This window comes from Caballeronia sp. LZ043, from assembly GCF_031451075.1.
Lineage (GTDB): Bacteria > Pseudomonadota > Gammaproteobacteria > Burkholderiales > Burkholderiaceae > Caballeronia.
Window position 1 is genome coordinate 724,017 of sequence record NZ_JARUXT010000002.1, and the last position, 21,443, is coordinate 745,459.

Sequence of the window (21,443 nt, forward strand, 5' to 3'; positions counted from 1 at the left end):
CTCCTGGCCGTTGCCGGCCAGAGCAGGGTTGCTCGAACATCTGCGGCGCCGGGGCCGGACAGGCCCCGGCCAGATGGAGATCAGAGACCCCACTTCTTCACGACGGCGTCGATCCGGCCGTCGGCCTTGACCTTGGCAATGGCGGCGTTGAGCTTCGCGACGCGCTCCGGATGACCCTTCTGCACCGCAATGCCGATCTGCCCCGGCATCACGGGCTTGTAGCTGGTGACGAGACGCGTGTTGTTGAAGCCGCCGTGCGAGACCTGGTAAGCGAGGATCGGATAGTCGGCGACGGCGGCATCCACGCGGCCGGTGTTGGTGTCGCGCAGCAGGTCTTGCAGCGTTTCATAGACCTTCACTTCGGCGAACAGGCCGGAGTCCTGCATCGCCTTCAGGAACGGCGTGCCGATCTGCGCGCCCACCACCTTGCCCTTCAGGTCCGCGAAGCTCACGTAGTTCTTCGTGTCGGACTTCGGCACGATCAGGCCTTCGCCGTACTGGTAGACGGGGTCGGTGAAATCGACCACTTTCTGGCGGTCCGGCGTGATGAACATCGCGGCGGCGACAGCATCGATCTTGCCGGTGGTGAGCGACGGAATCAGCGCCGACCACGCCAGCGGCACGGTGGTGACGTTATCGCCCGCTTCCTTGCCGACCAGGCTCATGATGTCCACCATGACGCCGGTGATGGTGTCGGTCTTCGTATCGAGGTACGTGAACGGTACGCCCGTGGGCGTGGAGCCCACTTTCAGCGTCTCGGCGCCTGCCGTGCCGCTCAGGGTGACTCCCGCTACCATCGCGATACCCGCGAAAAATCCAAGCCAGTTCCTCATTGCGAAGCTCCCCTTTTGAAGTGGTCGTTACCGTGATGTCGCTTGCCGCAATCAGATTTCATGCGGCTTTCGGTATACATTAAACACGTCAAAAAAGCATAACAAGCTTAAATTTCGGGTTTTTCGTCGGTATTTTTCCGTTTGGACAGATTTTCGGTATGCTGAACCGATGGGCAATGCCGGCTGGCGGCCCGAGCGACAGAGAGGATGAAGATGTCGGACGACGACGTGATTGCCGAAGGCGCGGCCAACGGGCCGTTGCGTGGCAGCGTGTACGGCAGCATCAAGGCCGGGATCCTGGAGATGCGCCTGCTGGCGGGCGCGCCGCTACAGGAAGTGGAGCTGGCCTCGCACTACGGCGTGAGCCGCACGCCGGTGCGCGAGGCGTTGCGGCAATTGCTCGACGAAGGCTTCGTCGAGCGCAAGGGGCGCTTTTATCAGGTGAAGGACCTGACGCCCAGTGACGTCCGTGACCTGTACGAGGTCCGCGAGAGTCTCGAAACCACGGCGGTGCGGCTATGCGTCGAGCGCGCCGACGATTCCATCCTCGACCGGCTGCGGGAAACCATCGCCGGGCAGGTGGAGGCGCTGGCGGCAAATGACCGGCAACGCTTCTCGGTATACGACTCGGCCTTCCATCTGACGCTCGCGGAAGGCGCGGGCAACGGGTTGCTGTTGCAGCAGTTGACGGCCATCCACGAAAAGATCCGCCTGACGCGCGGCCGCGAATACGACGTGCCCAACTGGCTCAAGTATTCCATCGACGAACACTCGCGCGTGCTGAGCGCGCTGGAACGTCGCGATGCCACCATCGGCATCGCGGAGATGACGTATCACATTCGCAGCGTGGTCGATCTGCACTTCGGGACGCGGCGGCGCAAGGATTGAACGCGACTGCCGCGCCGTGTGCGGCAGTGAGTCCATGCCTCAACGCGCTTCCACGCTCACCTGCGGCGCATGCGAACGCGAGCGGACGATCGCCGCCACCAGCAGCGCGCCCAGCACGAGCCCGCCCGCCACGACGAACAACGCGGTATCGGTGCGTCCGGTGAGGTCCTTCAGATAACCGATCATGTACGGCGAGACGAAGCCCGCGAGATTGCCGATCGAGTTGATCATCGCAATGCCCGCCGCCGCCGTGACGCCGGTCAGGAACGCGGTCGGCAGGCTCCAGAACAGCGCGGGAATCGACAGCACGCCCATGTTGGCGATACACAGCGCAACCAGGCCGAGGACCGGCTGCGTCTGCCACAGCACGCACAGCGAGAAGCCGACCGCCGCCATCGCGAACGCCACGATCAGATGCCACTTGCGTTCATTGTGCCGGTCCGCGCTGTAGCCGAAGGCCAGCATGCTGACGATGGCGCACACGCCCGGAATCGCCGTCATCACGCCGATGGTGAACGCATCCTTCACGCCCATCTTCTGCACCAGCGTCGGCATCCAGAAGCTGATGGCGTAGAGGCCCATGTTGTAGACGAAGTAGATCACGACCAGCGCCCAGATGCGCCCGTTGCCGAGCAGCGCCGTGAAACCGTGGCCGAGCTTGTCGCGGTTCTCCGTGGCGAGCAGGCCAGTCAGGTGCGCCTTCTCCGGCTCCGACAGCCACTTCACCCGGCCAATGTCTTCGCTCATGCGGAAGAAGATATAGATGCCGAGCAGCACGGTGGGCAGGCCTTCGACGAGGATCAGCCATTGCCAGCCGCGCAGGCCGCCAAGTCCCGACATGAAGCCGAGAATCGACCCCGACACCAGCCCGCCGATCACCCCCGACGAAGCCAGCGCGATATAGAACACGCCCCAGGCGCGGCCGCGTCGCGCGGACGGGTACCACTGGCTCATGTAGTAGATCGCGCCCGGAATGAAGCCCGCTTCGGCGAGACCGAGCAGGAAACGCATGATGTAGAACTGCGTGGGCGTGCGCACGAAGATCGACGCGCACGACAGCAGTCCCCACGTCACCATGATGCGCGAGATCCAGCGCCGCGCGCCCACCTTGTGCAGGATCACGTTGCTCGGCACTTCAAGCAAAAAATAGCCGACGAAGAAGATGCCCGCGCCGAAGCCATAGACGGCGTCGCTGAAGCTCAGGTCGCTCGCCATTTGCAGCTTGGCGAAGCCCACGTTCACGCGGTTCAGATAAGAAAAGAAAAACCCGAGCATCAAAACCGGAAGGATCCGTATCGATATTTTCCGGAACAGCGCGTTTTCGTCGATGGTCTGCATTGCTTGTCTCGTAATGTTTTTTTCGGAACGAATCAGGGTCAGTCGATGCGGTAAAAGCGTTTCGCCGTGCCGGCGAACAGCTGGCGCAGTTGCGTTTCGTCGGCTCGCGGAACGGCCGCGAGCACATCGGCGACGATCTCCGTCATCGTCGCCGACAGATTGCCCACCGGCAGGTTGCTCGCGAACATCGAGCGGTCATAGCCGAACAGCTCCACGGCTTCGCGGATCACGCGGCGGTTGCTCTCGCTGTCCCACGTGCCGTTCGGCAGGCCGAGTTCCGACACCTTCAGGAACACGTTCGGGCAGGCCGCGAGCGCTTCCATCCCCGTGCGCCAGATCGCGATGCCTTCCTCCGAGCGGTCGAGCGGCAGGCCCAGGTGATTCGTGACGATCGGCGTATCGGGGAAGGCCCGCGCCACCGCCGCGGCTTCCTCCAGATGCCAGTACGGCACGCGCAAATCCCACGAGAAGCCGTACTTGCCGAGCAGGGCGAGGCCGCGCAGCCAGGCGTCGTCCTGCATCGTGCCGGGACGGCCCTGCACCGAATCGCCCGGGCCCGCCGAGATCTCCGGCTTCGAGCGCACGCCGCGCATCAGCGGGCTTTTGGCATGGCCCGCGAGAATCGCATCGCAATCCGGCTGCACAAAGAACACATGACCGACGATCGCGCTCGGCAGCCCAGTCTTGGCGTTCAGTTGCGTGAGCCATTCGGTTTCGCGCACCTGTTCCTTGCGCGAACGTTCCGCTTCCACGTGCACCGTGCCGATCACGTCGAAGCCCGCCGTCGCGCGGTGATATTGCTCGGGCAGGAAGTCGCTGCACATCTGGCGGTAGTCGCCGAGGAAGAAGCTGTCGTCGTATTCGTCGGTGAGCCACGGAAACGTGCCGTCCGACAGATCCCAGAAATGGTGATGCGCGTCGAAGATCGGCAATGTGAAGCCGAGCGCGTTGTCGGTCCGGGTGGTCATGCGGAAGTCCTTTGAGTGATCAGGAAGCCAGTCCGAGCGGGCGATACACACGCTCGGCCGTGTCATGGAAAAACGCCCGCTGCTGCGTCTGCGGCCACGCGCGCACGAGTTGCATGAAACCGTCCAGCAGGCCGTCGAGCGTGATGAACATGCCGTCGACCGGAAAGTTGCTGCCGAACATCAGCCGCTCCGCGCCGAACAGCGCATGCAGCGTATCGATGACCGGCTGGTTCGCCGCCACGCTCCACGGCTGGCCGCGCTCGCACAAGCCCGACACCTTCACGGCGACATTCGGCAGCGCGGCGAGCGCGGCCATCGCGTCGCCCCAGCCGCGCAGCGTGTCCGGCGCGCGGTCGCCCGGCACGCCAGAGTGATTCACGATCAGCAGCGTTTCAGGAAAGTCGCGGGCGAGGCGCGCGGCCTCGTGCATCTGGGTCCACGGCGCCTGTAATTCAAAATGCAATCCGTGTTGCGCGAGTTGCGCATAGCCGCGCCGCCAGCGTGCGTCGGACATCAGCGTGCGGCCCGCGTCATCCGGCGCGCCCGGCTTGTGGCGCATGCTGCGCACGCGCTCGAAGGCGGACTGTGCGGCGAGCAAGGTTTCGGTGTCGTCGCGATCGAGCCACGCCTGCGCGGCGATCGCATTGGGCCGTCCGCTCGATGCCGCCAGTTGCGACACATAGCGCGTCTCGCCGAGCGGATCGGCCGGGTCCCACTCCGCTTCGACATACACGCTGCCGACCACGTCGTGACCGGCGGCATCGCGCAGATAGTCGGCCGGCAGATAGGTGCGCTTGATCGCCGAGTAGTCGCCGTAGCGGTGCGGCACCAGCGTGTCGCCCGCGAGCCACGGATAGTGATTCGCTTCGAGATCCCAGAAGTGCTGATGGGCGTCGATGATCGGGCCGTCGTAGAGCGTCGTCATGCGCGCTCTCCGGCTTTGCCGCCGCCGAAGTCGATCAGCAAAGAGCCGACCAGATACGCGAACGCCGCGGCGGCGAAGAACAGGATGACGGCGTTGAAGCCGCCGGTGGCATCGACGAGCACGCCGACGACGATCGGCACCACGATGGCGCCGCCCGTGCCCGCGAAGTTCATCACGCCGCCGACGAGGCCGACCTGTTCGCGCGGCGCGAGCATCGCGGGAATCAGCCAGTAGAGGCCGCCCCACAGATGAAAGAACACGCCGAGCGACAGCAGCGCGACCGCATAACGGATATCCGACACGAAGGGCAGCGCAAGCAGGCAGACGAGCGACATGCCGCCCGACAGGCCGAACAGGATCCGGAACGCCACCTTGCGCGAGAAGCGCTTTTGCAGCCAGTCGGCGGTCACGCCCGACAGCACTTCGCCGATGGCGCCTGCCAGGAAGATCAGGAAGGTGGCGAAGCCCATGCTGCGGATATCGAGACCGCGTCCGGCGGAGAGATAGTTCGGGCCCCAGGTCACGAGGCCGAAGAACACCATCGCCCAGCCGATCCGGCCGACCACCATCGCCGCGATCGTGCCGCGCGACAGCGGTTCTTTCTTCGCGCGGGGCGCTTCGCCGGCGGCTAGTTTTTGCGCGCGGATATAGGCGGCTTCGCTTTCATCGAGTCCGGGATGCTGCTCCGGCGTCTCGCGCAGCAGCCGATACACCACCAGACCGAACACGATGGTCAGCCCGCCGACGATCAGGAAGGCCGTGCGCCACGAGCCCGTGAACGCGAGCAGCGCGCTGATGGCCAGGCCGCCGATGGCCGAGCCGAGCGGCGCGCCGCTGTCGATCAGCGTGACGCCACGCGCGCGTTCCGCGGGCGGCAGCCACGCGGCCGTGAGTTTGGTCGCGGCGGGCATGTAGGGCGCTTCGAACACGCCGAGGCCGATGCGCGACAGCAGCAGCGTCACGCCATTCACCGCGAAGGCCGCGAGACACTGAAAGCCGCCCCACAGCACCGCCGCAATGCCGATCATGCGGCGTCCGCCGAAGCGGTCGGCGGCCCAGCCGGCGGGAATCTGGAACGTGCTGTAGGTCCAGAAGAACGCCGACAGGATCAGCCCCTGCATGGTCGCGGCGAGATGGAACTCGTGCACGATGGTCGGCATCGCGATGGACAGCGACATCCGGTCGACGCAGTTGATCGTGTAGAGCACGAACAGCAGCAGCACCATGCGCCAGCGCGTGGTGGACGCGAGCGAGCGGATCGATCCGGACGAAGCCGCGACGGGACTTTCGGTTTGCATGTCTCTTCTCTCTTATTGGTGATTCGAGTGCATCAACGCTCAGTGCGCCGGGTTGCGCTGCCATGCCGCGTACAGCGCCGAGCCGTCGAGATCCAGCGCGGCGAGCGGCACCTGTTCGCCCTTCGCGACATCGGCGAGCAGGCGCTTGTTGGCCGCCAGATAGAACGGCGCGGCGCCGCCGGCCTTGGCCGTATCGACGAGCAGGGGCGTCGCGCCTTCGATGGTGTGGTGATGGCCGCCCATCGTCAGCGTCTCGCCCACCTTGAAGTCGCGTTCCGCGCGCGCCACCATGCGCGCGTGCGGCCGTTGCGCGGCGCTGCCCGTCGGCTGGCCGAGCAGCACGGCGGAGAACAGGCTCATCGGGGTTTCCAGGCCCATCAGGTGATAGGGCAGGTAGATGCACGCGTAGCGTCCGCTCTTGCCGACCACGTGGCCCTTCTGCTTCAGCAATTGCCAGGTTTCGTCGTCCTTGCAGCGCACGACGACGAACACGCCGCCGCCAAAGCTGACATCGTCCGGACGACGCAGGCAGTTGAAGACATCGACCACGCCGGTGCGCTCCAGGATGCCGCCGTCTTCCTTCGGCACGAAGATGTCCGCCAGTTCGTTGATGCGCGCGAGCGGATAGTTCAGCGCGTCGGCGGCGGGCAGCAGGCCGGTGGAATTCGCGACCACGTTCAGCTCGCAATAGTCGGGCGTCGCGCTCTGCGGCAGCATTGCAAGCGCCTGGCTGCGCGCGGCGAGCGTCGCGGAGATGTCGTCGCCGAGCGCCCAGCACGCATCCAGCGACACCGCGTGACGCTGCTCCAGATAGTCGACGCTGTGCGCGGCCGGATCGTAGATGTAGTCGTATTCGCTCGACTTGCCCGCCGCCACCACGTCGAAGCCAAGCACCCGCGCCCACGTGACGAGGCCGATCAGGTTGCTCGGCTGGTCGCCGTCGGGCGTCGTGTAGACGACCTTGCTCTCCAGCGCCAGTTGATTCAGATACGGTCCGACGACCGAATCGGTTTCCTTGGTCGCCATCGCGACGTGCACGCCGCGCCGCAGCGCGTTCTCCGCGATCCGCACGCTCACTTCGGGATGGCCGGTCGCCTCGACGACGATGTCGAGTTCCACGCCGTCGAGCAGCCGGTAATCGGCGACGAGCGCAATGCGGCTTGCCGCGCGCGCGGTGCGGACATCGGCGGCATCGTTGCAGACGGCGACCGCGCTGGCGTCGAAGCCGAGCGAGGCGAGAGCGGCGAGCGTGCCGTCCACGTCCAGGTCGCACAGCGCGGCGATCTCGATGCCCGGCAGCACGCGGCATTGCACCAGCAGCGAGCGGCCGAAGCCGCCCTTCGGCCCGACGAGCGCCATGCGGATCGTGCGGCTGCCGAGCGACTGGAAGAGATGTTCGTAATTCATGTGTGTTCGTCCTTGGGCGAGCGGGAGTGTGCTGTGCCGCACATTCCGGCGGATGACGGCCTGGAAGCGGCGGTCGTTTTCAGGTTGAGCGGTCTGCCTTGCGATCTGGCGCGGTATACCAATGAGAGGGCGTGGCGGCCTGTAGGAGACAATCTGTCGCAGCACCCGGAAATCGGGCGGAAAGCTGTATCAGATAAGGCTTTCGGAGGTCTCCGGGCGTGGCTTCATCCCTGTTTCATTCTTGTTCGCGACAGCGCTTCATCTGCTTTTGCATGATGAAACGGCTGGTTTGGTATACCAAAATTTATCCGGAGGTCATGATCCGGTCAAGTGCGGGATAACACCATGGAGAGCAAAAGGCCTGCGCGGCTGTCGTCGCTCATCCCGCGCTGGTAAAGTGGCATACCGAAAGCGCCGACGATGCATTTCGGCCAAGAAGGATCGCCCCCATGATGGATTCCGAAGACGACACCGAAGCTTTAGAGAACGGCGAAGCGCCCGACGAACTGCTGTCGATGCAGATCGCGCAGCGGCTGCGCACGCTCATCGCCACCGACGAACTCAAGCCCGGCGAGCGCCTGCGCGAGCGCACGCTGGCCGAGCGGCTCGACGTATCGCGCACGCCGCTGCGCGAGGCGCTGAAGGAGCTGGCGAGCGATGGATTAGTGGTCGTGCTGCCGAAACGCGGCGCGGTCGTGGCGGATCTTGGAGCGGCGCAAATCGCCGAGAAGCTGGACGTGCTGGGGGTAATCGAGGCGTTCGGCGGGGAGGCGGCCTGCCGGATGGCGAGCGGCGAGGAGATCGCCGAGATACGCGCGCTGCATCATGAAATGCATGCGGCGTACGAGCGGCGCGACCGGATGAACTACTTCCGGCTCAATCAGGCGATCCATACGAGCATCATCGCGGCGGCGAAGAACGCGACGCTCAGGGAGGTCCACGAGCGCCTGAACCGGCAGTTGTACCGCTACCGGTTCCAGGGCAGCGTGACGTCGGAGACGTGGCATACCGCCATTGACGAACATGAGGTCATCATTCGCCTGCTGACGGCCCGCGATGGCGCGAAGCTCGGCGAGTTCCTGCGCCGGCATGTGCACAGCACGTGGGAGCAACTGTCGCCGCACGATACGGAGCCGGCCTCCGCCGCGGAACACGAGGCGCAGTAACCGGCTCTTTCGTGCTTTCGTGCTTTCGTGCTTTCGTGTGTCAGACGACTTCGTTCAGCGCCCTCTCGAAGCGGGCCACGGCGCCCGCCACATCATGCAGTTTGTCGAGGCCGAACAGGCCGATGCGGAAGGTCTTGAAATCCGCCGGCTCGTCGCACTGGAGCTGCACGCCCGCCGCGATCTGCACGCCCGCATCGGCGAACTTCTTGCCGGAACGGATGCCGTCGTCGTCCGTGTAGCAGACCACGACGCCCGGCGCTTCAAAACCCTTCGCCGCCACGCTCCTGAAGCCCTTGTCGGCCAGCACGGCCCGGATGCGCTGGCCCAGGTCCAGCTGCTCGGCCTTCACCTTGTCGAAGCCGTAGGCTTCGGTTTCCTTGATGACGTCGCGCAGGATCGCGAGGCTGTCGGTGGGCATCGTGGCGTGGTACGCGAAGCCATTGTTCTCGTAGGCTTCCATGATCTGCAGCCACTTGCGCAGATCGCAGGCGAAACTCGTACTGGTGGTCCCGTCGATACGCTCGCGAGCCAGCGCGCTCAGCATGACCAGCCCGCAGCACGGCGACGCGCTCCAGCCTTTCTGCGGCGCGCTGATAAGCACGTCGACGCCGCTTGCCTGCATGTCCACCCAGACCGTGCCCGAGGCGATGCAGTCCAGCACGAACATGCCGCCCACTTCGTGCACGGCGTCCGCCACGGCGCGCAAATAGTCATCGGGCAAGATGATCCCGGCGGCGGTTTCCACATGCGGCGCGAAGACCAGATCCGGCTTGTGTTCGCGGATCGCCGCGACGACTTCTTCGATGGGCGCGGGCGCGTAAGCGGCCTGACGTCCCGCTTCGACCGGACGCGCCTTCAGCACCACGGATTCGGACGGGATGCCGCCCATGTCGAAGATCTGCGTCCAGCGGAAGCTGAACCAGCCGTTGCGGATGACGAGACACTTCTGGTTCGTGGCGAACTGCCGGGCCACGGCTTCCATGCCAAACGTGCCGCTGCCGGGAACGATGGCGACGGCATGCGCGTTATAGACTTTCTTCAGACCGGCGGAGAGATCGCGCATGACGCCCTGGAACAGCTGCGACATGTGGTTGATCGACCGGTCGGTGTAGACGACCGAATATTCGAGGAGCCCCTCGCGGTCGACATCAGGGAGTAACGCTGGCACGCTCGCCTCCTGCACTTGGGGAAAAGGGGTGAAGAACGATTCTAACGAAAGCCGCCCGATGACGCGTCGCGCGCTCCGTGTCGCTCCGCGTGTTGTTCAGCGCCATTCAGCGTCGTCCGCTCGACTTCGACAGCGCCTCGCGAAAGGTTTCGACCAGCCGGTTGTCCTCGCCCGCGCGCGTGAGCATGACGAGCTTGGTCCGCAAGTCGAGATCGGCGACGGGAATGAAGCGGACGTCGCGCCGGTTGTTCTTCGAGGTCGAGCGGCCGACGAGTGTCGCGCCCAGTCCCGCGCCCACGAGTGCGAGCGCCGTATGAATCTCGATGGCTTCGTGGGCCACGCGCGGAGCCCCGCCCGCGCGCTTGAGCGCGGTCAGCAACTGCTGGCCGAACGGACTGCGCTCATCCTTGGGATAGTGGATGAACGGCAGGCGGGACAGTTCCGCCGCCGTCACCGAGCGCTGTTTCGCCAGCGGATCGCCGGCCGGCACTGCCGCGACGAACGGTTCGTCGAGCACCACGGCGCAGTCGAGATCCAGACCCGGTTCCAGCGGCCCGATGAAGCGCGAGATGCCGACATCGATCCGCCCCTGACGCAAGCGTTCGGGCTGGTATTCGGACAGCGCCTCGACCAGATCCAGATGCACGTCCGGGCAGCTCTGGCGAAAGCGCCGCACCGCGGCCGGCAGCACCGAATAAGACACCGAGCGCACGAAACCGATACCCAGCCAGCCGCGCTGCCCCGAAGCAATGCCGCGCGCTTCGTCGTCGAGCCTGCCGGCGTGGGACAGCAATTCCTTCGCACGCGGATAGAAGTATTTGCCGAGCGACGTGAGTTCCATTGGGCGGCGCGAGCGGTCGAACAGTTCGCCGCCGAGATGCGCTTCGAGTTGCGCAAGCTGCATGCTGATGGCCGTCGGCGCGACGTGGAGCGCGTCCGCCGCGCTCGTCGCGCTGCCGGCTTCGACCACCGCGCAGAAGTACCGGACCTGACGTAGATTCATTTTTATTGAGCCTAAGCTCAGAAATCGATGTTTGATAGCGGAGAAACTTTATCTAAAACTGTCGCTGCGATCAAACTTCCGAACTTCCAATCAAGCGACATGAGCAGTCAAGAGACATCCGCCGATCTCATCGCGGCGCTGCGCGCACTCGGCAGCGCTACCGTCTACGAAGCCCAGGGCGCGCATGGCGCGCTCGACAGCGGCATCAAGCCCATTCATCCGTCGATGTGCATGGCCGGCCCGACAGTGACCGTCGATACCCGTCCCGGCGACAACCTGATGCTGCACTACGCGATGCTGAAGGTGAAACCCGGCGACGTGCTCGTCGTCGACGCCAAGGGCTTTCTCGAAGCCGGCCCATGGGGCGACGTGTTCACCGAACTCGCGCTGCACAAGGGCCTCGCGGGACTCGTGATCCATGGCGCGGTGCGCGATGCGCGCAGCATCATCGACATGGGATTTCCGGTGTTCAGCCGTGGCTTGAGCATCAAGGGCACGGGCAAGAACCAGCCGGGCCGCGTGAACGTGCCGGTGTGCATCGGCGATGTAGCGATCCAGCCGGGCGATATCGTCGTGGGCGACATCGATGGCGTGGTCATCGTGCCGAAGCATGACGTCGAACGCGTGGTGCAGGTCAGCCGTGCGCGCGAGGAAAAGGAGAGCGTGTTCCGGCAACGGATCCGCGAGGGCGCGAGCACCGTCGAACTGCTGGGATTGCAGGACACGCTGGAGCGGCTCGGCCTTCAATGATCGCGCCTGTTTGAGAAAGAACCCGACAAGAACCGCATAAAAGCCGCCAGGATGGAGCGAGACAACATGAAAGAATCAACCGGAATGCCCGCGATGAACACCGTCGCCGCCACGGCGCGTCCGACACGCTATCGCTGGGTCGTCGCCACGCTGTTCTTCCTGATCTACACGGTAGCCGCCGCCGATCGCGCGAACCTCGGCATCGCCTTGCCGTTCCTGCGGCGCGAGTTCGCGATGAGCAACGCGGAAGCCGGCGCGCTCGTCAGCGTGTTCCTCATCGCCTATGCGTGCGCGCAGTTGCCTTCGGCGTGGATCGTGTCGCGTTTCGGCGTGCGCCGCACGCTGCCCATCTCGATGATCCTTACATCAGTAGCCACCGCGCTCACCGGCGTCGTGGGCTCGCTGTTCGCGCTCAAGATGTGCCGGTTCGCGCTCGGCTTCGCGGAAGGCCCGTTGCCGCTGGGCATTGCCGCGACCATCAATCGCTGGTTCCCGGCGAAGGAGAAGGGCACGGCATCCGGCCTGTTTCTTTCGGCGGTGAAGTTCGGTCCGGTGATCACGCCGATCATCGGCGCGGCGGTCATTTCGCTGTGGGGCTGGCAGGCGATCTTCATCGTGTTCGCGGTGCCGGGCGTGCTGTTCTCGCTGGTGTGGTGGCTGATGGTGGCCGACCGTCCGTCCGACAGCCGCGCGGTCAATCAGGCCGAGCGCGATTTGATCGATACGGCCAGTCCCGGCACGCCTTCCGCGACGCAGATCGAACGCACCCGCGCGATGCCCTTGCTCGACCGCCTGACACGCGTGCGCAGCGAGAAGCCGCTGGAGACGAGCCGCGCCGTGGCCACCTCATGGAACATCTATGGCTGTGCGTTGGGCTACTGCTGCCAGCTCGGCATTTCGAGCGTGCTGCTCGCGTGGATCCCCACCTATCTGCTCAACGTGAAACACTTCAGCGTCGCGGGGATGGGCTTCGTGGCCGCCGCGCCGTGGGTGGGCGCGGTGTTCGGCAACATCGCGGGCGGGCTGCTCTCGGACCGCGCGCTCGGCAAGCGGCGCAAGCCCGGCATGATGTTCTCCGCCATCGCGACCGCCGTCATGATGGTTGCGCTCATCAAGTCGCCGGCATCGCCCGTCGTGTACGGCTTCCTGATCTTCATGACGGGCGTGACGCTGAGCATCGGCTTTTCGGCGTACATGGTGTATCCGACTTCGTTCGTATCGCGGGAGAAGTTTCCGCTGGCGAACGCCATCGTCAACATGGGCGGACAACTCGGCGGCGCGGCGACGCCGTTCATCGCAGGGCTGCTGCTCGATCACTTCGGCTGGAACTACGTGTTCGGCTTCATGTCGGCCATTTCGGCGCTGACCTTCATCATCCTGCTGACGATCTCGGAACCGCTCGAGGTCGAGCCTGTGCGTCAATCTCGATGAAAGAAAGGCATCACCCATTGATTGGACTGATTGCGATGCCGCGCCTAACATGTGCCGGACATCGGCAATCATCATCGTGTTGACCGCTCACGGCATGCAAGCACACAAACCATCCCGAAGACTCAAGCCCATCCTCAGCCTCGATGACTTCGAGCCCGCCGCCCAGCGCTTCCTGCCGCGGCCGGTGTTCGGCTATATCGCCGGGGCGGCGGAGACCAACGCATCGCTCGCACAGAACCGCCTGAGCTTTCAGGACTATGACTTCGTGCCGAACGTGCTCGTCGATGTATCGAAGCGCTCATCGCAGGTCGAACTCTTCGGCGTCCGCTATGCATCGCCATTCGGCCTTGCGCCGTTCGGCCTGGCCGCGCTGTCCGCGTACCGGGGCGATATCGTGCTCGCGCGCGCGGCGCAGCAGGCCAACGTGCCGATGATCATGAGCGGTTCGTCGCTGATCCGTCTGGAAGACGTCGCAAGCGTGGCGCAAGGAACCTGGTTCCAGGCCTATCTGCCGGGACAGACCGCGCAGATCACGCAACTGATCGACCGTGTGCGCGCGGCGGGCTTCGGGACGCTCGTCATCACGGTGGATACGCCGGTCGCGGCCAATCGCGAGAACAACATCCGCACCGGTTTCTCGACGCCCTTGCGGCCGACAGTGCGTCTCGCGTGGGACGGCGTGACGCATCCTGCTTGGCTGCTGGGCACCTTCCTCAAGACAGTGCTGAAGCACGGCATGCCGCACTTCGAGAACAACTACGCCACGCGCGGCGCGCCCATTCTTTCGCCGAGCGTGTTGCGCGACTTCTCCGATCGCGGCCACTTCACGTGGGATCACCTCGCGATGATCCGGCAGATGTGGAAGGGGCCGCTGGTGGTCAAGGGCATCCTCAACCGGCATGATGCCGCGAGGGCCTGCCAGACCGGCGCGGACGGCATCATCGTGTCCAATCATGGCGGACGGCAACTCGACGGCAGCGTGGCGCCGTTGCGCGTGCTGCCCGGCATCGTGGACGTGTGCCGGGACGTGCCGGTGATGATCGACAGCGGCGTGCGGCGCGGCACCGATGTGCTGAAGTGCCTCGCGCTCGGCGCGAAGCTGGCGTTCGTGGGGCGGCCCTTCGCGTATGCGTCGGCGATTGCGGGCGAGGCGGGCGTGCAGCATGGCATCCGCTTGCTCGCCGATGAAGTGTCGCGCGACATGGGCATGCTCGGCATCACGTCGCTCGATCAGCTGGATGCCTCGTTCCTGATGCAGAAGTCGTTCACGGTGCCCGTGTCCGTGCCCGGGCGGCATCCGACTGATCAGGCGGTAGCGCGCTGAACGGTTCGTTGTCGGCCGAGATGGAGGGTCACCACGCTGAGGATGACGAGCACGAACGCCGTCAACTCCAGCCAGCCGAAGCGTTCACCTACCGCCCAGCCGATCACCAGCGCAACCGCCGGCGCGAGATAGGTTGCGGCGGACGAAGCAACGGCGCCGAAGCGCTCCAGCAGGTAGTAGTACAGGAAGAACGACACACCGGTCCCCAGCACGCCGCCTCCTGTCGCAAGCGCCACGGCGGCAAACGGATCGTTGAGCAAGTGGCTGATGCCGTTGAAGTCCGTGACGGCCGCGAGCACGAGCACGGCGATGCCCATCTGCCAGGTCGCGAGTGCGAGCGGCGGCAAGCCCAGCGGCGTCAGGAAGACGCGCACATAGACGTAGGAGAGCCCTAGCACCGTCGAGCTCGTCAGAAGCCACAGCACGCCTGTCAAGTCGATGGTTCCACCGGCGCCTTCCCAAGGCCGCGCGATCAGCGTAATGCCGAGGAAGCCCAGCAGCACGCCGAAGGTCATCGTGCTGTTGAGCTTCTCGCTTCTCAGGAACAGCGCGGAGAAGATCGCGGTGAACAGCGTGGCGGCATTCCCGAGCACGGCGGCCATGCCGGAGGGAAGTAGCGCCGTACCCCGCGTGATCGCGACATAGTAGAACGCCGTGGCGAGCACGCCCATCACGCTGTAGTGATGCAGATGACGCAACTGACGCCGCTCGATGACCTTCGTGCGCCACGCGACGAACGCCAGCGGCAGAAAGCCGAACAGCACGCGCACGAAGGCAATCTGCATCGGCGTGATGGATGACGCGGCCCACTTCATATAGATGAAGTTGGAACCCCAGAACAGACCCAGCAAAACCAACGCAATCCGCGCCATTCTCATGATGGCTGCTTCACTGAAGCCGTCATTGCTGGAGCCATTCCTTGAGCTTCTCCGGATGCGCGTCGACGAACTTCTTCGCGGCGGCATTCCAGTCGTTCGAGGCATTGCCGTCGAGTTCGATCTGCTCGACCTCGGCGAGCGTCAGCTTGTAATGCTTGATGAAGGTATTGGCGCGCGGAAACTTCGTCGCGAACTGTTTCGAACCGAAGCCGCGAATCTGCTCATCGCCGCCCAGCACGCCCTTGGGATCCTTCAGATAACGCATCTTGTACTTCTGCCATAACCAGTGCGGGCTCCACACCGTCGCGACGATCCAGTTCTTCGCCGGATACGCACGCGAGATGGCCGTGAGCATGCCGGCCTCGCTTGCGCGGATCAGGTTATAGCCCGCGAGATCGTATTCCTTGAGCGCCTTCTCCGACGCCACCATCTCGCCCGCACCCGGTTCGATGCCCTGGATCGTGCTGTTGAGCTTGGTCTTGACTTCCGGCTTGTTCAGGTCGGCGATGGAGGCCACTTCGCTCTCGGGCACATAGTCGGGCACGGCCCAGCCAATCTTCGCACCCGTGTAGATCACGCCGAGATCGTCCATCTCGTCCTTGAAGCGCGCGTAATAGGCCGCGTGCGTCACGGGGAGCCACGCGCCCAGCATCAGGTCGACGTCGCCGCGCGCCACGCCCTGGAACTGGATGCCCAGATCGGCGACGATCAACGTCACCGGCTGATTCAGCTTGGTTTCGAGCACGTACTTGGCGGTATAGGTCACCGCCTGGGTGTCGGCCCAGTTGGCCAGTGAGATCTTGAGCGGATCGGCGGCGCTGGCCGTCATTGCGAACGCGGCGGTGGATACCGCGATGCCAGCCTGGAGAACGAAACGTACGAGCGTGGACTTCTTCATGTGAAGCTCCCGGAGTTCTTGCCGCGACGAAGAAACTGGATCGATCTGCTGATTGATGGAATACCCTGATTAGTGCTTTGAAAGCGCTTGCCAACGCGATGGGGCTTGAGTATTCGAGTGCATTAAAGGGCTGTCAACGTGATTTGAAGTTGTGACGCCATTACTTCAGGTTATGCGAAACGCGCCGGATGAAGCTTCAGCCCTCGAAGTTTCTGCGCGCATAGAAGCGCTGCATCTCGTGTTCTTGCGGACGGACGCCGGTGAATACTTCGACGAAGGCGGGGATGCGTTTCATGCGCGTCTCGAACGATTCCTCCGCCCGCATCGCGGCATAGCCCACTTGCGTGAGATAGGTGGTGCGGGCGCGCACGTCGGCGACATCGGCGTCGTAGCCGAAGCGCACGAAGGTCGCGGTCAGGACATCAATGCGCAGTGCATCGTCTTTCTGAATGAGGCGCGTGATCTCGGGCGACTGCTGCGCCCAGTTGCGGATGGCCGCTTCGAAGCGGGTGTCGAACAAGGAGTCGTCGAACCAGCAGTCGAAGATATTCAGCATCGCCTCGCAGATGCTGTCCGCATAGGCCTCGTTGCGCGTGACCCAGTTGCCCGTGTTCTTTTCTTCCCAGCGCGCGACCAGCGCGTTCAGCAATTCGTCGCGGTCGCGGAAGAACCAGTAGAAGCTCGTGCGCGCGAGATTCAGCTTCTTGGCCAGCGGCAGGATGCGCACCGCTTCCACCCCGCCTTCCAGCAGGCTTTCGTAGGCGCAATCTAGCCACATGTCGGCCGAGCCGCGCACGGTATCGACGGTCTGATCCATGGCATTCCCTTTCTTTCTTGCTTGCGTGCGATACACGTAATGTACACCACTGTCGTTTCACTTGACACCTGTGTACATGCGACCTAATCTGAGCGCACGACACGTCTTTCGATTCCCCCAATCGTCCCCATGAGGCGCTCATGTCCACGGACCCGCTGCTCCAGCCGTACACGCTCAAACATCTCACGTTTCGCAATCGCATCATGACGACGTCGCACGAACCCGCGTATGCCGAGGACGGCATGCCGAAGGAGCGGTATCGCGCGTATCACGTCGAGCGGGCCCGGGCGGGCATCGCGCTGACGATGACGGCCGGTTCCGCGGCGGTGTCGAAGGACAGTCCGCCGGTGTTCAACAACATCCTCGCGTACCGGGATGAAGTGGTGCCGTGGATGAAGGATCTCGTCGACGAATGCCACGAGCACGGCGCGAAGGTGATGATCCAGCTCACGCATCTGGGCCGGCGCACGCGCTGGGACAAGGGCGACTGGCTGCCGGCGGTGTCGCCGTCGCATCAGCGTGAGCCTTCGCATCGCGCGTTTCCGAAGAAGCTGGAAGAGTGGGATATCGAGCGCATCGTGAAGGATTTCGCCGATGCCGCCGAACGCATGAAAGCGGCCGGTCTCGATGGCCTGGAGATCGAGTCGTACGGGCATCTGATGGACCAGTTCTGGTCGCCGCTGACGAACACGCTGGAAGGTCCGTATGGCGGGTCGCTCGATCATCGCCTGCGCTTCACCTTCGACGTGATGCGCGCGATGCGTGAACGCGTCGGCGAACGTTTTCTGCTTGGCATTCGTTATACCGCCGACGAAATGATGGCGGGTGGCATCACGAAGGAAGAGGGCATCGAGATTTCGAAACGGCTGAAGAACAGCGGGCTGGTCGATTTTCTCAACATCGTGCGCGGTCATATCGATACCGATGCCGGCCTCACCGATGTCATCCCGATCATGGGCATGCGCAGCGCGCCGCAACTGGACTTCGCGGGCGACATCCGCCAGGCGACGGACTTTCCCACGTTTCACGGCGCGCGCATCCAGGACGTGGCGACGGCGCGCTTTGCCATCGAGTCGGGCAGGATCGACATGGTCGGCATGACGCGTGCGCACATGACGGATCCGCATATTGTGCGCAAGATCATCGAGAAGCGGGAAGACGATATCCGGCCTTGCGTCGGGGCGAATTACTGTCTGGATCGCATCTATCAGGGCGGCATGGCGTTATGCATTCATAATGCCGCGACCGGACGCGAGCTGGAGATGCCGCACCGGATTGCGCCGGCGCAGACGAAGCGCAAGATCGTGGTCGTGGGCGCGGGGCCGGCGGGACTCGAAGCGGCGCGCGTGGCGGGCGAGCGTGGACACGATGTGACCGTGCTCGAAGCCATGAACGATCCGGGCGGACAGATTCGCCTGACTGCCCAGAACCCACGCCGCAAGGAGATGATGGGCATCGTCGACTGGCGCATGGCGCAGTGCGAGAAGCTCGGCGTGCGTTTTGCATTCAATACGTGGGCGGATACGGAAACGGTGCTGTCGTACAGCCCGGATGTGGTGATCGTCGCGACGGGCGGCATGCCGCATACCGACGTGTGCAGCGCGGGCAACGAGCATGTCGTGTCGTCGTGGGACATCATTTCGGGCGACGTGAAGCCGGGCGCCAATGTCCTCGTCTTCGACGATGCCGGCGATCATGCCGCGCTCCAGGCAGCGGAAACCATTGCGCAGGCGGGCGGCAAGGTCGAGGTGATGACGCCCGACCGCACCTTCTCGCCTGAAGTGATGAGCATGAACCTGGTGCCATACATGCGCGCGCTGCAGAAGCTTGCCACGACCTTCACCGTGACCTTCCGGCTGGAGGCCGTGCGCCGGGAAGGCAAGGAACTGGTGGCGACCATCGGCAGCGATTACGGCGGCGTGACGAAGGAACAGCGTCATGACCAGATCGTCGTCAATCACGGCACCATTCCAATGGACGAGCTGTACTTCGAGCTGAAGCCGCTGTCGCGCAATCTCGGCGCGGTCGATTACGAGGATCTGATCGACGGCAAGGCGCAGGTTGTCGAGCGCAACCCTGACGGACGCTTCCAGCTTTTCCGCATTGGCGATGCAGTCTCCGCGCGTAACACGCATGCGGCGATCTACGACGCGCTTCGGCTGATGAAGGACATCTGAATGGGCCCACGGCGATGACGGCGAGGTTCGATGTCAGCGACAGCCTGTCCGGTGCGCTCTCGCTGAGAGCCATCAAGGCCTTTCTTGCGGCCGCGAAATGCAGGAGCTTCACGGCGGCGGCGGATGTGCTGTGCGTGACGCCCGCGGCCATCAGCAAGCAGGTGAGGGAACTGGAAGACTACCTGGGCACCACGCTCTTCGTGCGAACGGGCAGGGCCGTCACGCTCACGTCCGATGGCGAGATGTTCAAGGATGCCGCCCAGCTTTCCCTCATCAACATTCATCAGGCTGCCGAGCGCCTGCGCAGGAAGATCTCCGCGCGGCAGACGCTCATCGTGTGCTGTTCGCCGGCGTTTTCCGCGCTGTGGCTGCATCGGCGGCTGCCGGAGTTCATCCACGCGCATCCGGATATCGAACTCACGGTGCTGGCCACGCAGAACTTCATCGCGATGGAAGCGGGCGTGCAGCCGGACGTCTACATCGCGAAGCTGGCGAGCATGCGCGACGGCTACGATACCGAGCACCTGTTCGACGACGAGGTGTATCCCGTCTGCACGCCGCAGTACTTGCAGCGCCATGGCCCGATCGATACGCCGGAAGCGCTGCTGGGCATGGCGCTGCTGGACATCAGCGCTTATGGCCGGTCGCAGATTTCCGAGCATATCGACTGGAAGGTCTGGCTGGCGCTGCACGACGTCGATACGGTCTGGCGCGCCGACATTCCGCGCCAGCTTTTCACCAGCAACGATTACCCTGCGCTGGTGCAGATGGCGCTGGCGCATCAGGGCATCGTGCTCGGCTGGCATCACCTTGTCGGACATCTGGTCGCGAGCGGCGACCTCGTGCGTCCGCTGCCGCACAAGACGGTGATGAAGAATCGCGGCCATTATCTTTCCATGCGCCGCGACAAGACCGATGCCGCCGTATGCAGAAAGTTCTGCGAGTGGCTCAGGCCGCAACTTGCGCTCCTGGCAAATGCGAAGGATGCCGCTTCAACCAAAGTTGAAGCAAGGCCGGAGAAAACGTCGTTTGGGTTGAGCCGCGAACTCGCATAGATTGCCTCATGCGCCGCATCTCCCGTGTGGCCTGAACGAGGACAACATCGATGGGCTTCAAGCGAACCCTGCACGCGGTGGAGACGCATTCGGGCATACCGATGCGCGTCGTCACAGGCGGACTTCCACACATTCCCGGCGACACCGTCCGGGCCAAGATGCACTGGCTGGCCGCGAACGACGATGGCTTGCGCAAGCTGCTGCTGCGCGAGCCGCGCGGCTATCCGGCGCATTGCTGCAATATCGTCGTGCCGCCGTGTCATCCGGAGGCGGACGCGGGCTTCATCATCCTCGAACAGGTCGAGTATCCGATGATGTCGGGCGGCAACACCATCTCCGTTGTTACGGTGCTGCTGGAGATGGGCATGCTGCCGATGCGCGAGCCGGTCACCGAACTCACGCTGGAAGCGCCCGCGGGACTCATCCGGGTCGTCGCCGAATGCGAGCACGGCAAGGTCAGGCGGGTGACGTTCAGGAACGTGCCGGCGTTCGCCGCGCATCTGGATGCCGTCATCGACGTGCCGCATCTGGGCAAGGTGCGCGTGGATGTCGGCTGGGGCGGCATGTTCTATGTCATCGCCGATGTGCGGCAATTCGCGGGGCTCGAACTCAAGCCGGAACATGGCAAGGAGATCACGCGGGTGTCGGCGTTGATCCGGCAGGCGGCCATCGAGCAATTGCCGGTCGCACATCCCGACTATCCGGGCGTGGGCATCACCATCTCGCAGCTTTCGGGTCCGTCGGATGATCCACGCGCGGACTGGAAGAACGCCGTCACCATGCCGACGGGTCCGCTCTCCTGGGACGATCCCTCGACCTGGACCGGCGCGATCGACCGTTGTCCCTGCGGCACCGGCACGTGCGCGAAGATGGCCGTGCTGCACGCGAAGGGCGAGTTGCCGTTGCACCAGGACTTCCGGCATCAGGGCATCCTGGGCACCGTGTTCACGGGACGGCTGGTCGAGCAGGCGCGCATCGGCGGGAACGATGCGGTCATTCCCACGCTGTCAGGGACCAGCTGGATTCATGGCATCAACACCATCGTGCTGGATCACGACGATCCATTCCCCGAGGGCTATATCGTCGGCGATATCTGGCCGCACCAACAGGAGCATTGAA

19 protein-coding genes are annotated in these 21,443 nt (G+C 64.1%); 8 read left to right on the forward strand and 11 right to left on the reverse strand.

Going from position 1 to position 21,443, the window contains the following annotated elements; genetic code table 11:
* Nucleotides 1-80: 80 nt before the first annotated feature.
* On the reverse strand, nt 81-833 hold the full coding sequence (locus tag QCE64_RS16765; protein WP_309921410.1) for an ABC transporter substrate-binding protein: 753 nt from the start codon (nt 831-833) through the stop codon (nt 81-83).
* 207 nt (nt 834-1,040) lie between these two features.
* Here QCE64_RS16765 and QCE64_RS16770 point away from each other — a divergent pair, with 207 nt between their 5' ends.
* Nucleotides 1,041-1,721 carry a GntR family transcriptional regulator gene (locus QCE64_RS16770; RefSeq protein ID WP_309921413.1) on the forward strand — a complete coding sequence of 227 codons (681 nt, stop codon included), beginning with the start codon at nt 1,041-1,043 and terminating at the stop codon, nt 1,719-1,721.
* A 39-nt stretch (nt 1,722-1,760) separates the two neighbouring features.
* Here the strand turns inward: QCE64_RS16770 and QCE64_RS16775 are convergent, their stop codons facing one another.
* Genes QCE64_RS16775 through QCE64_RS16795 form a run of 5 tightly spaced genes read right to left on the reverse strand, consistent with a single transcriptional unit; the run spans nt 1,761 to nt 7,657 of the window.
* Nucleotides 1,761-3,059, reverse strand: a complete 1,299-nt coding sequence (locus QCE64_RS16775) for an MFS transporter (protein WP_309921416.1) — start codon at nt 3,057-3,059, stop codon at nt 1,761-1,763.
* A gap of 38 nt (nt 3,060-3,097) precedes the next feature.
* The gene (locus QCE64_RS16780; RefSeq protein WP_309932205.1) at nt 3,098-4,027 is read right to left on the reverse strand and encodes an amidohydrolase family protein; all 930 of its coding nucleotides are present in this window, start codon (nt 4,025-4,027) and stop codon (nt 3,098-3,100) included.
* Between the two features lie 19 nt (nt 4,028-4,046).
* Nucleotides 4,047-4,952, reverse strand: coding sequence for an amidohydrolase family protein (locus QCE64_RS16785; protein WP_310004921.1), 906 nt, complete (start codon nt 4,950-4,952; stop codon nt 4,047-4,049).
* A complete protein-coding gene (locus QCE64_RS16790) occupies nt 4,949-6,250 on the reverse strand; it encodes an MFS transporter (RefSeq protein ID WP_310004923.1) in 1,302 nt (433 codons plus the stop codon). Before QCE64_RS16790 ends, QCE64_RS16785 begins: the two co-directional genes overlap by 4 nt.
* A 39-nt stretch (nt 6,251-6,289) precedes the next feature.
* Nucleotides 6,290-7,657 (reverse strand): homoserine dehydrogenase, encoded by a 1,368-nt coding sequence (locus QCE64_RS16795; protein WP_310004924.1) that lies wholly within the window; start codon nt 7,655-7,657, stop codon nt 6,290-6,292.
* Nucleotides 7,658-8,106: 449 nt separating this feature from the next.
* On the opposite strand from QCE64_RS16795, the gene QCE64_RS16800 reads away from it, so the two are divergent.
* Nucleotides 8,107-8,823 carry a GntR family transcriptional regulator gene (locus QCE64_RS16800; RefSeq protein ID WP_309921431.1) on the forward strand — a complete coding sequence of 239 codons (717 nt, stop codon included), beginning with the start codon at nt 8,107-8,109 and terminating at the stop codon, nt 8,821-8,823.
* Between the two features lie 40 nt (nt 8,824-8,863).
* Here the strand turns inward: QCE64_RS16800 and QCE64_RS16805 are convergent, their stop codons facing one another.
* Both QCE64_RS16805 and QCE64_RS16810 read right to left on the reverse strand, forming a co-directional pair.
* Nucleotides 8,864-9,991: an aminotransferase class V-fold PLP-dependent enzyme gene (locus QCE64_RS16805; RefSeq protein ID WP_310004926.1), complete on the reverse strand. Its 1,128-nt coding sequence runs from the start codon at nt 9,989-9,991 to the stop codon at nt 8,864-8,866.
* Between the two features lie 106 nt (nt 9,992-10,097).
* Nucleotides 10,098-10,994: a LysR family transcriptional regulator gene (locus tag QCE64_RS16810; protein ID WP_309921436.1), complete on the reverse strand. Its 897-nt coding sequence runs from the start codon at nt 10,992-10,994 to the stop codon at nt 10,098-10,100.
* Nucleotides 10,995-11,093: 99 nt separating this feature from the next.
* Here QCE64_RS16810 and QCE64_RS16815 point away from each other — a divergent pair, with 99 nt between their 5' ends.
* The 3 genes from QCE64_RS16815 to QCE64_RS16825 all read left to right on the forward strand — a co-directional run bounded on the left by QCE64_RS16815 (nt 11,094) and on the right by QCE64_RS16825 (nt 14,499).
* Complete coding sequence (locus QCE64_RS16815) at nt 11,094-11,744, forward strand: 4-carboxy-4-hydroxy-2-oxoadipate aldolase/oxaloacetate decarboxylase (protein ID WP_310004928.1); 651 nt, start codon at nt 11,094-11,096, stop codon at nt 11,742-11,744.
* A gap of 66 nt (nt 11,745-11,810) precedes the next feature.
* Nucleotides 11,811-13,175 (forward strand): MFS transporter, encoded by a 1,365-nt coding sequence (locus QCE64_RS16820; RefSeq protein ID WP_310004930.1) that lies wholly within the window; start codon nt 11,811-11,813, stop codon nt 13,173-13,175.
* A gap of 94 nt (nt 13,176-13,269) precedes the next feature.
* The gene (locus tag QCE64_RS16825) at nt 13,270-14,499 is read left to right on the forward strand and encodes an alpha-hydroxy acid oxidase (RefSeq protein ID WP_310004933.1); all 1,230 of its coding nucleotides are present in this window, start codon (nt 13,270-13,272) and stop codon (nt 14,497-14,499) included.
* Here QCE64_RS16825 and QCE64_RS16830 read toward each other — a convergent pair.
* The 3 genes from QCE64_RS16830 to QCE64_RS16840 form a co-directional block, all read right to left on the reverse strand.
* On the reverse strand, nt 14,481-15,377 hold the full coding sequence (locus tag QCE64_RS16830; RefSeq protein WP_310004935.1) for a DMT family transporter: 897 nt from the start codon (nt 15,375-15,377) through the stop codon (nt 14,481-14,483). The genes QCE64_RS16825 and QCE64_RS16830 overlap by 19 nt on opposite strands.
* Before the next feature lie 22 nt (nt 15,378-15,399).
* On the reverse strand, nt 15,400-16,275 hold the full coding sequence (locus tag QCE64_RS16835) for a glycine betaine ABC transporter substrate-binding protein (RefSeq protein WP_309921450.1): 876 nt from the start codon (nt 16,273-16,275) through the stop codon (nt 15,400-15,402).
* Between the two features lie 196 nt (nt 16,276-16,471).
* Complete coding sequence (locus tag QCE64_RS16840; RefSeq protein WP_309814004.1) at nt 16,472-17,092, reverse strand: TetR/AcrR family transcriptional regulator; 621 nt, start codon at nt 17,090-17,092, stop codon at nt 16,472-16,474.
* Nucleotides 17,093-17,232: 140 nt separating this feature from the next.
* Here QCE64_RS16840 and QCE64_RS16845 point away from each other — a divergent pair, with 140 nt between their 5' ends.
* Genes QCE64_RS16845 through QCE64_RS16855 form a run of 3 tightly spaced genes read left to right on the forward strand, consistent with a single transcriptional unit; the run spans nt 17,233 to nt 21,442 of the window.
* The gene (locus QCE64_RS16845) at nt 17,233-19,269 is read left to right on the forward strand and encodes an NADH:flavin oxidoreductase (RefSeq protein WP_310004937.1); all 2,037 of its coding nucleotides are present in this window, start codon (nt 17,233-17,235) and stop codon (nt 19,267-19,269) included.
* A gap of 14 nt (nt 19,270-19,283) precedes the next feature.
* Nucleotides 19,284-20,324, forward strand: coding sequence for a LysR substrate-binding domain-containing protein (locus QCE64_RS16850; protein WP_310004939.1), 1,041 nt, complete (start codon nt 19,284-19,286; stop codon nt 20,322-20,324).
* Between the two features lie 50 nt (nt 20,325-20,374).
* Entirely contained in the window at nt 20,375-21,442 is a 1,068-nt protein-coding gene (locus QCE64_RS16855) for a proline racemase family protein (RefSeq protein WP_309921459.1), read from the forward strand.
* The last annotated feature ends 1 nt before the right edge of the window (nt 21,443 follow it).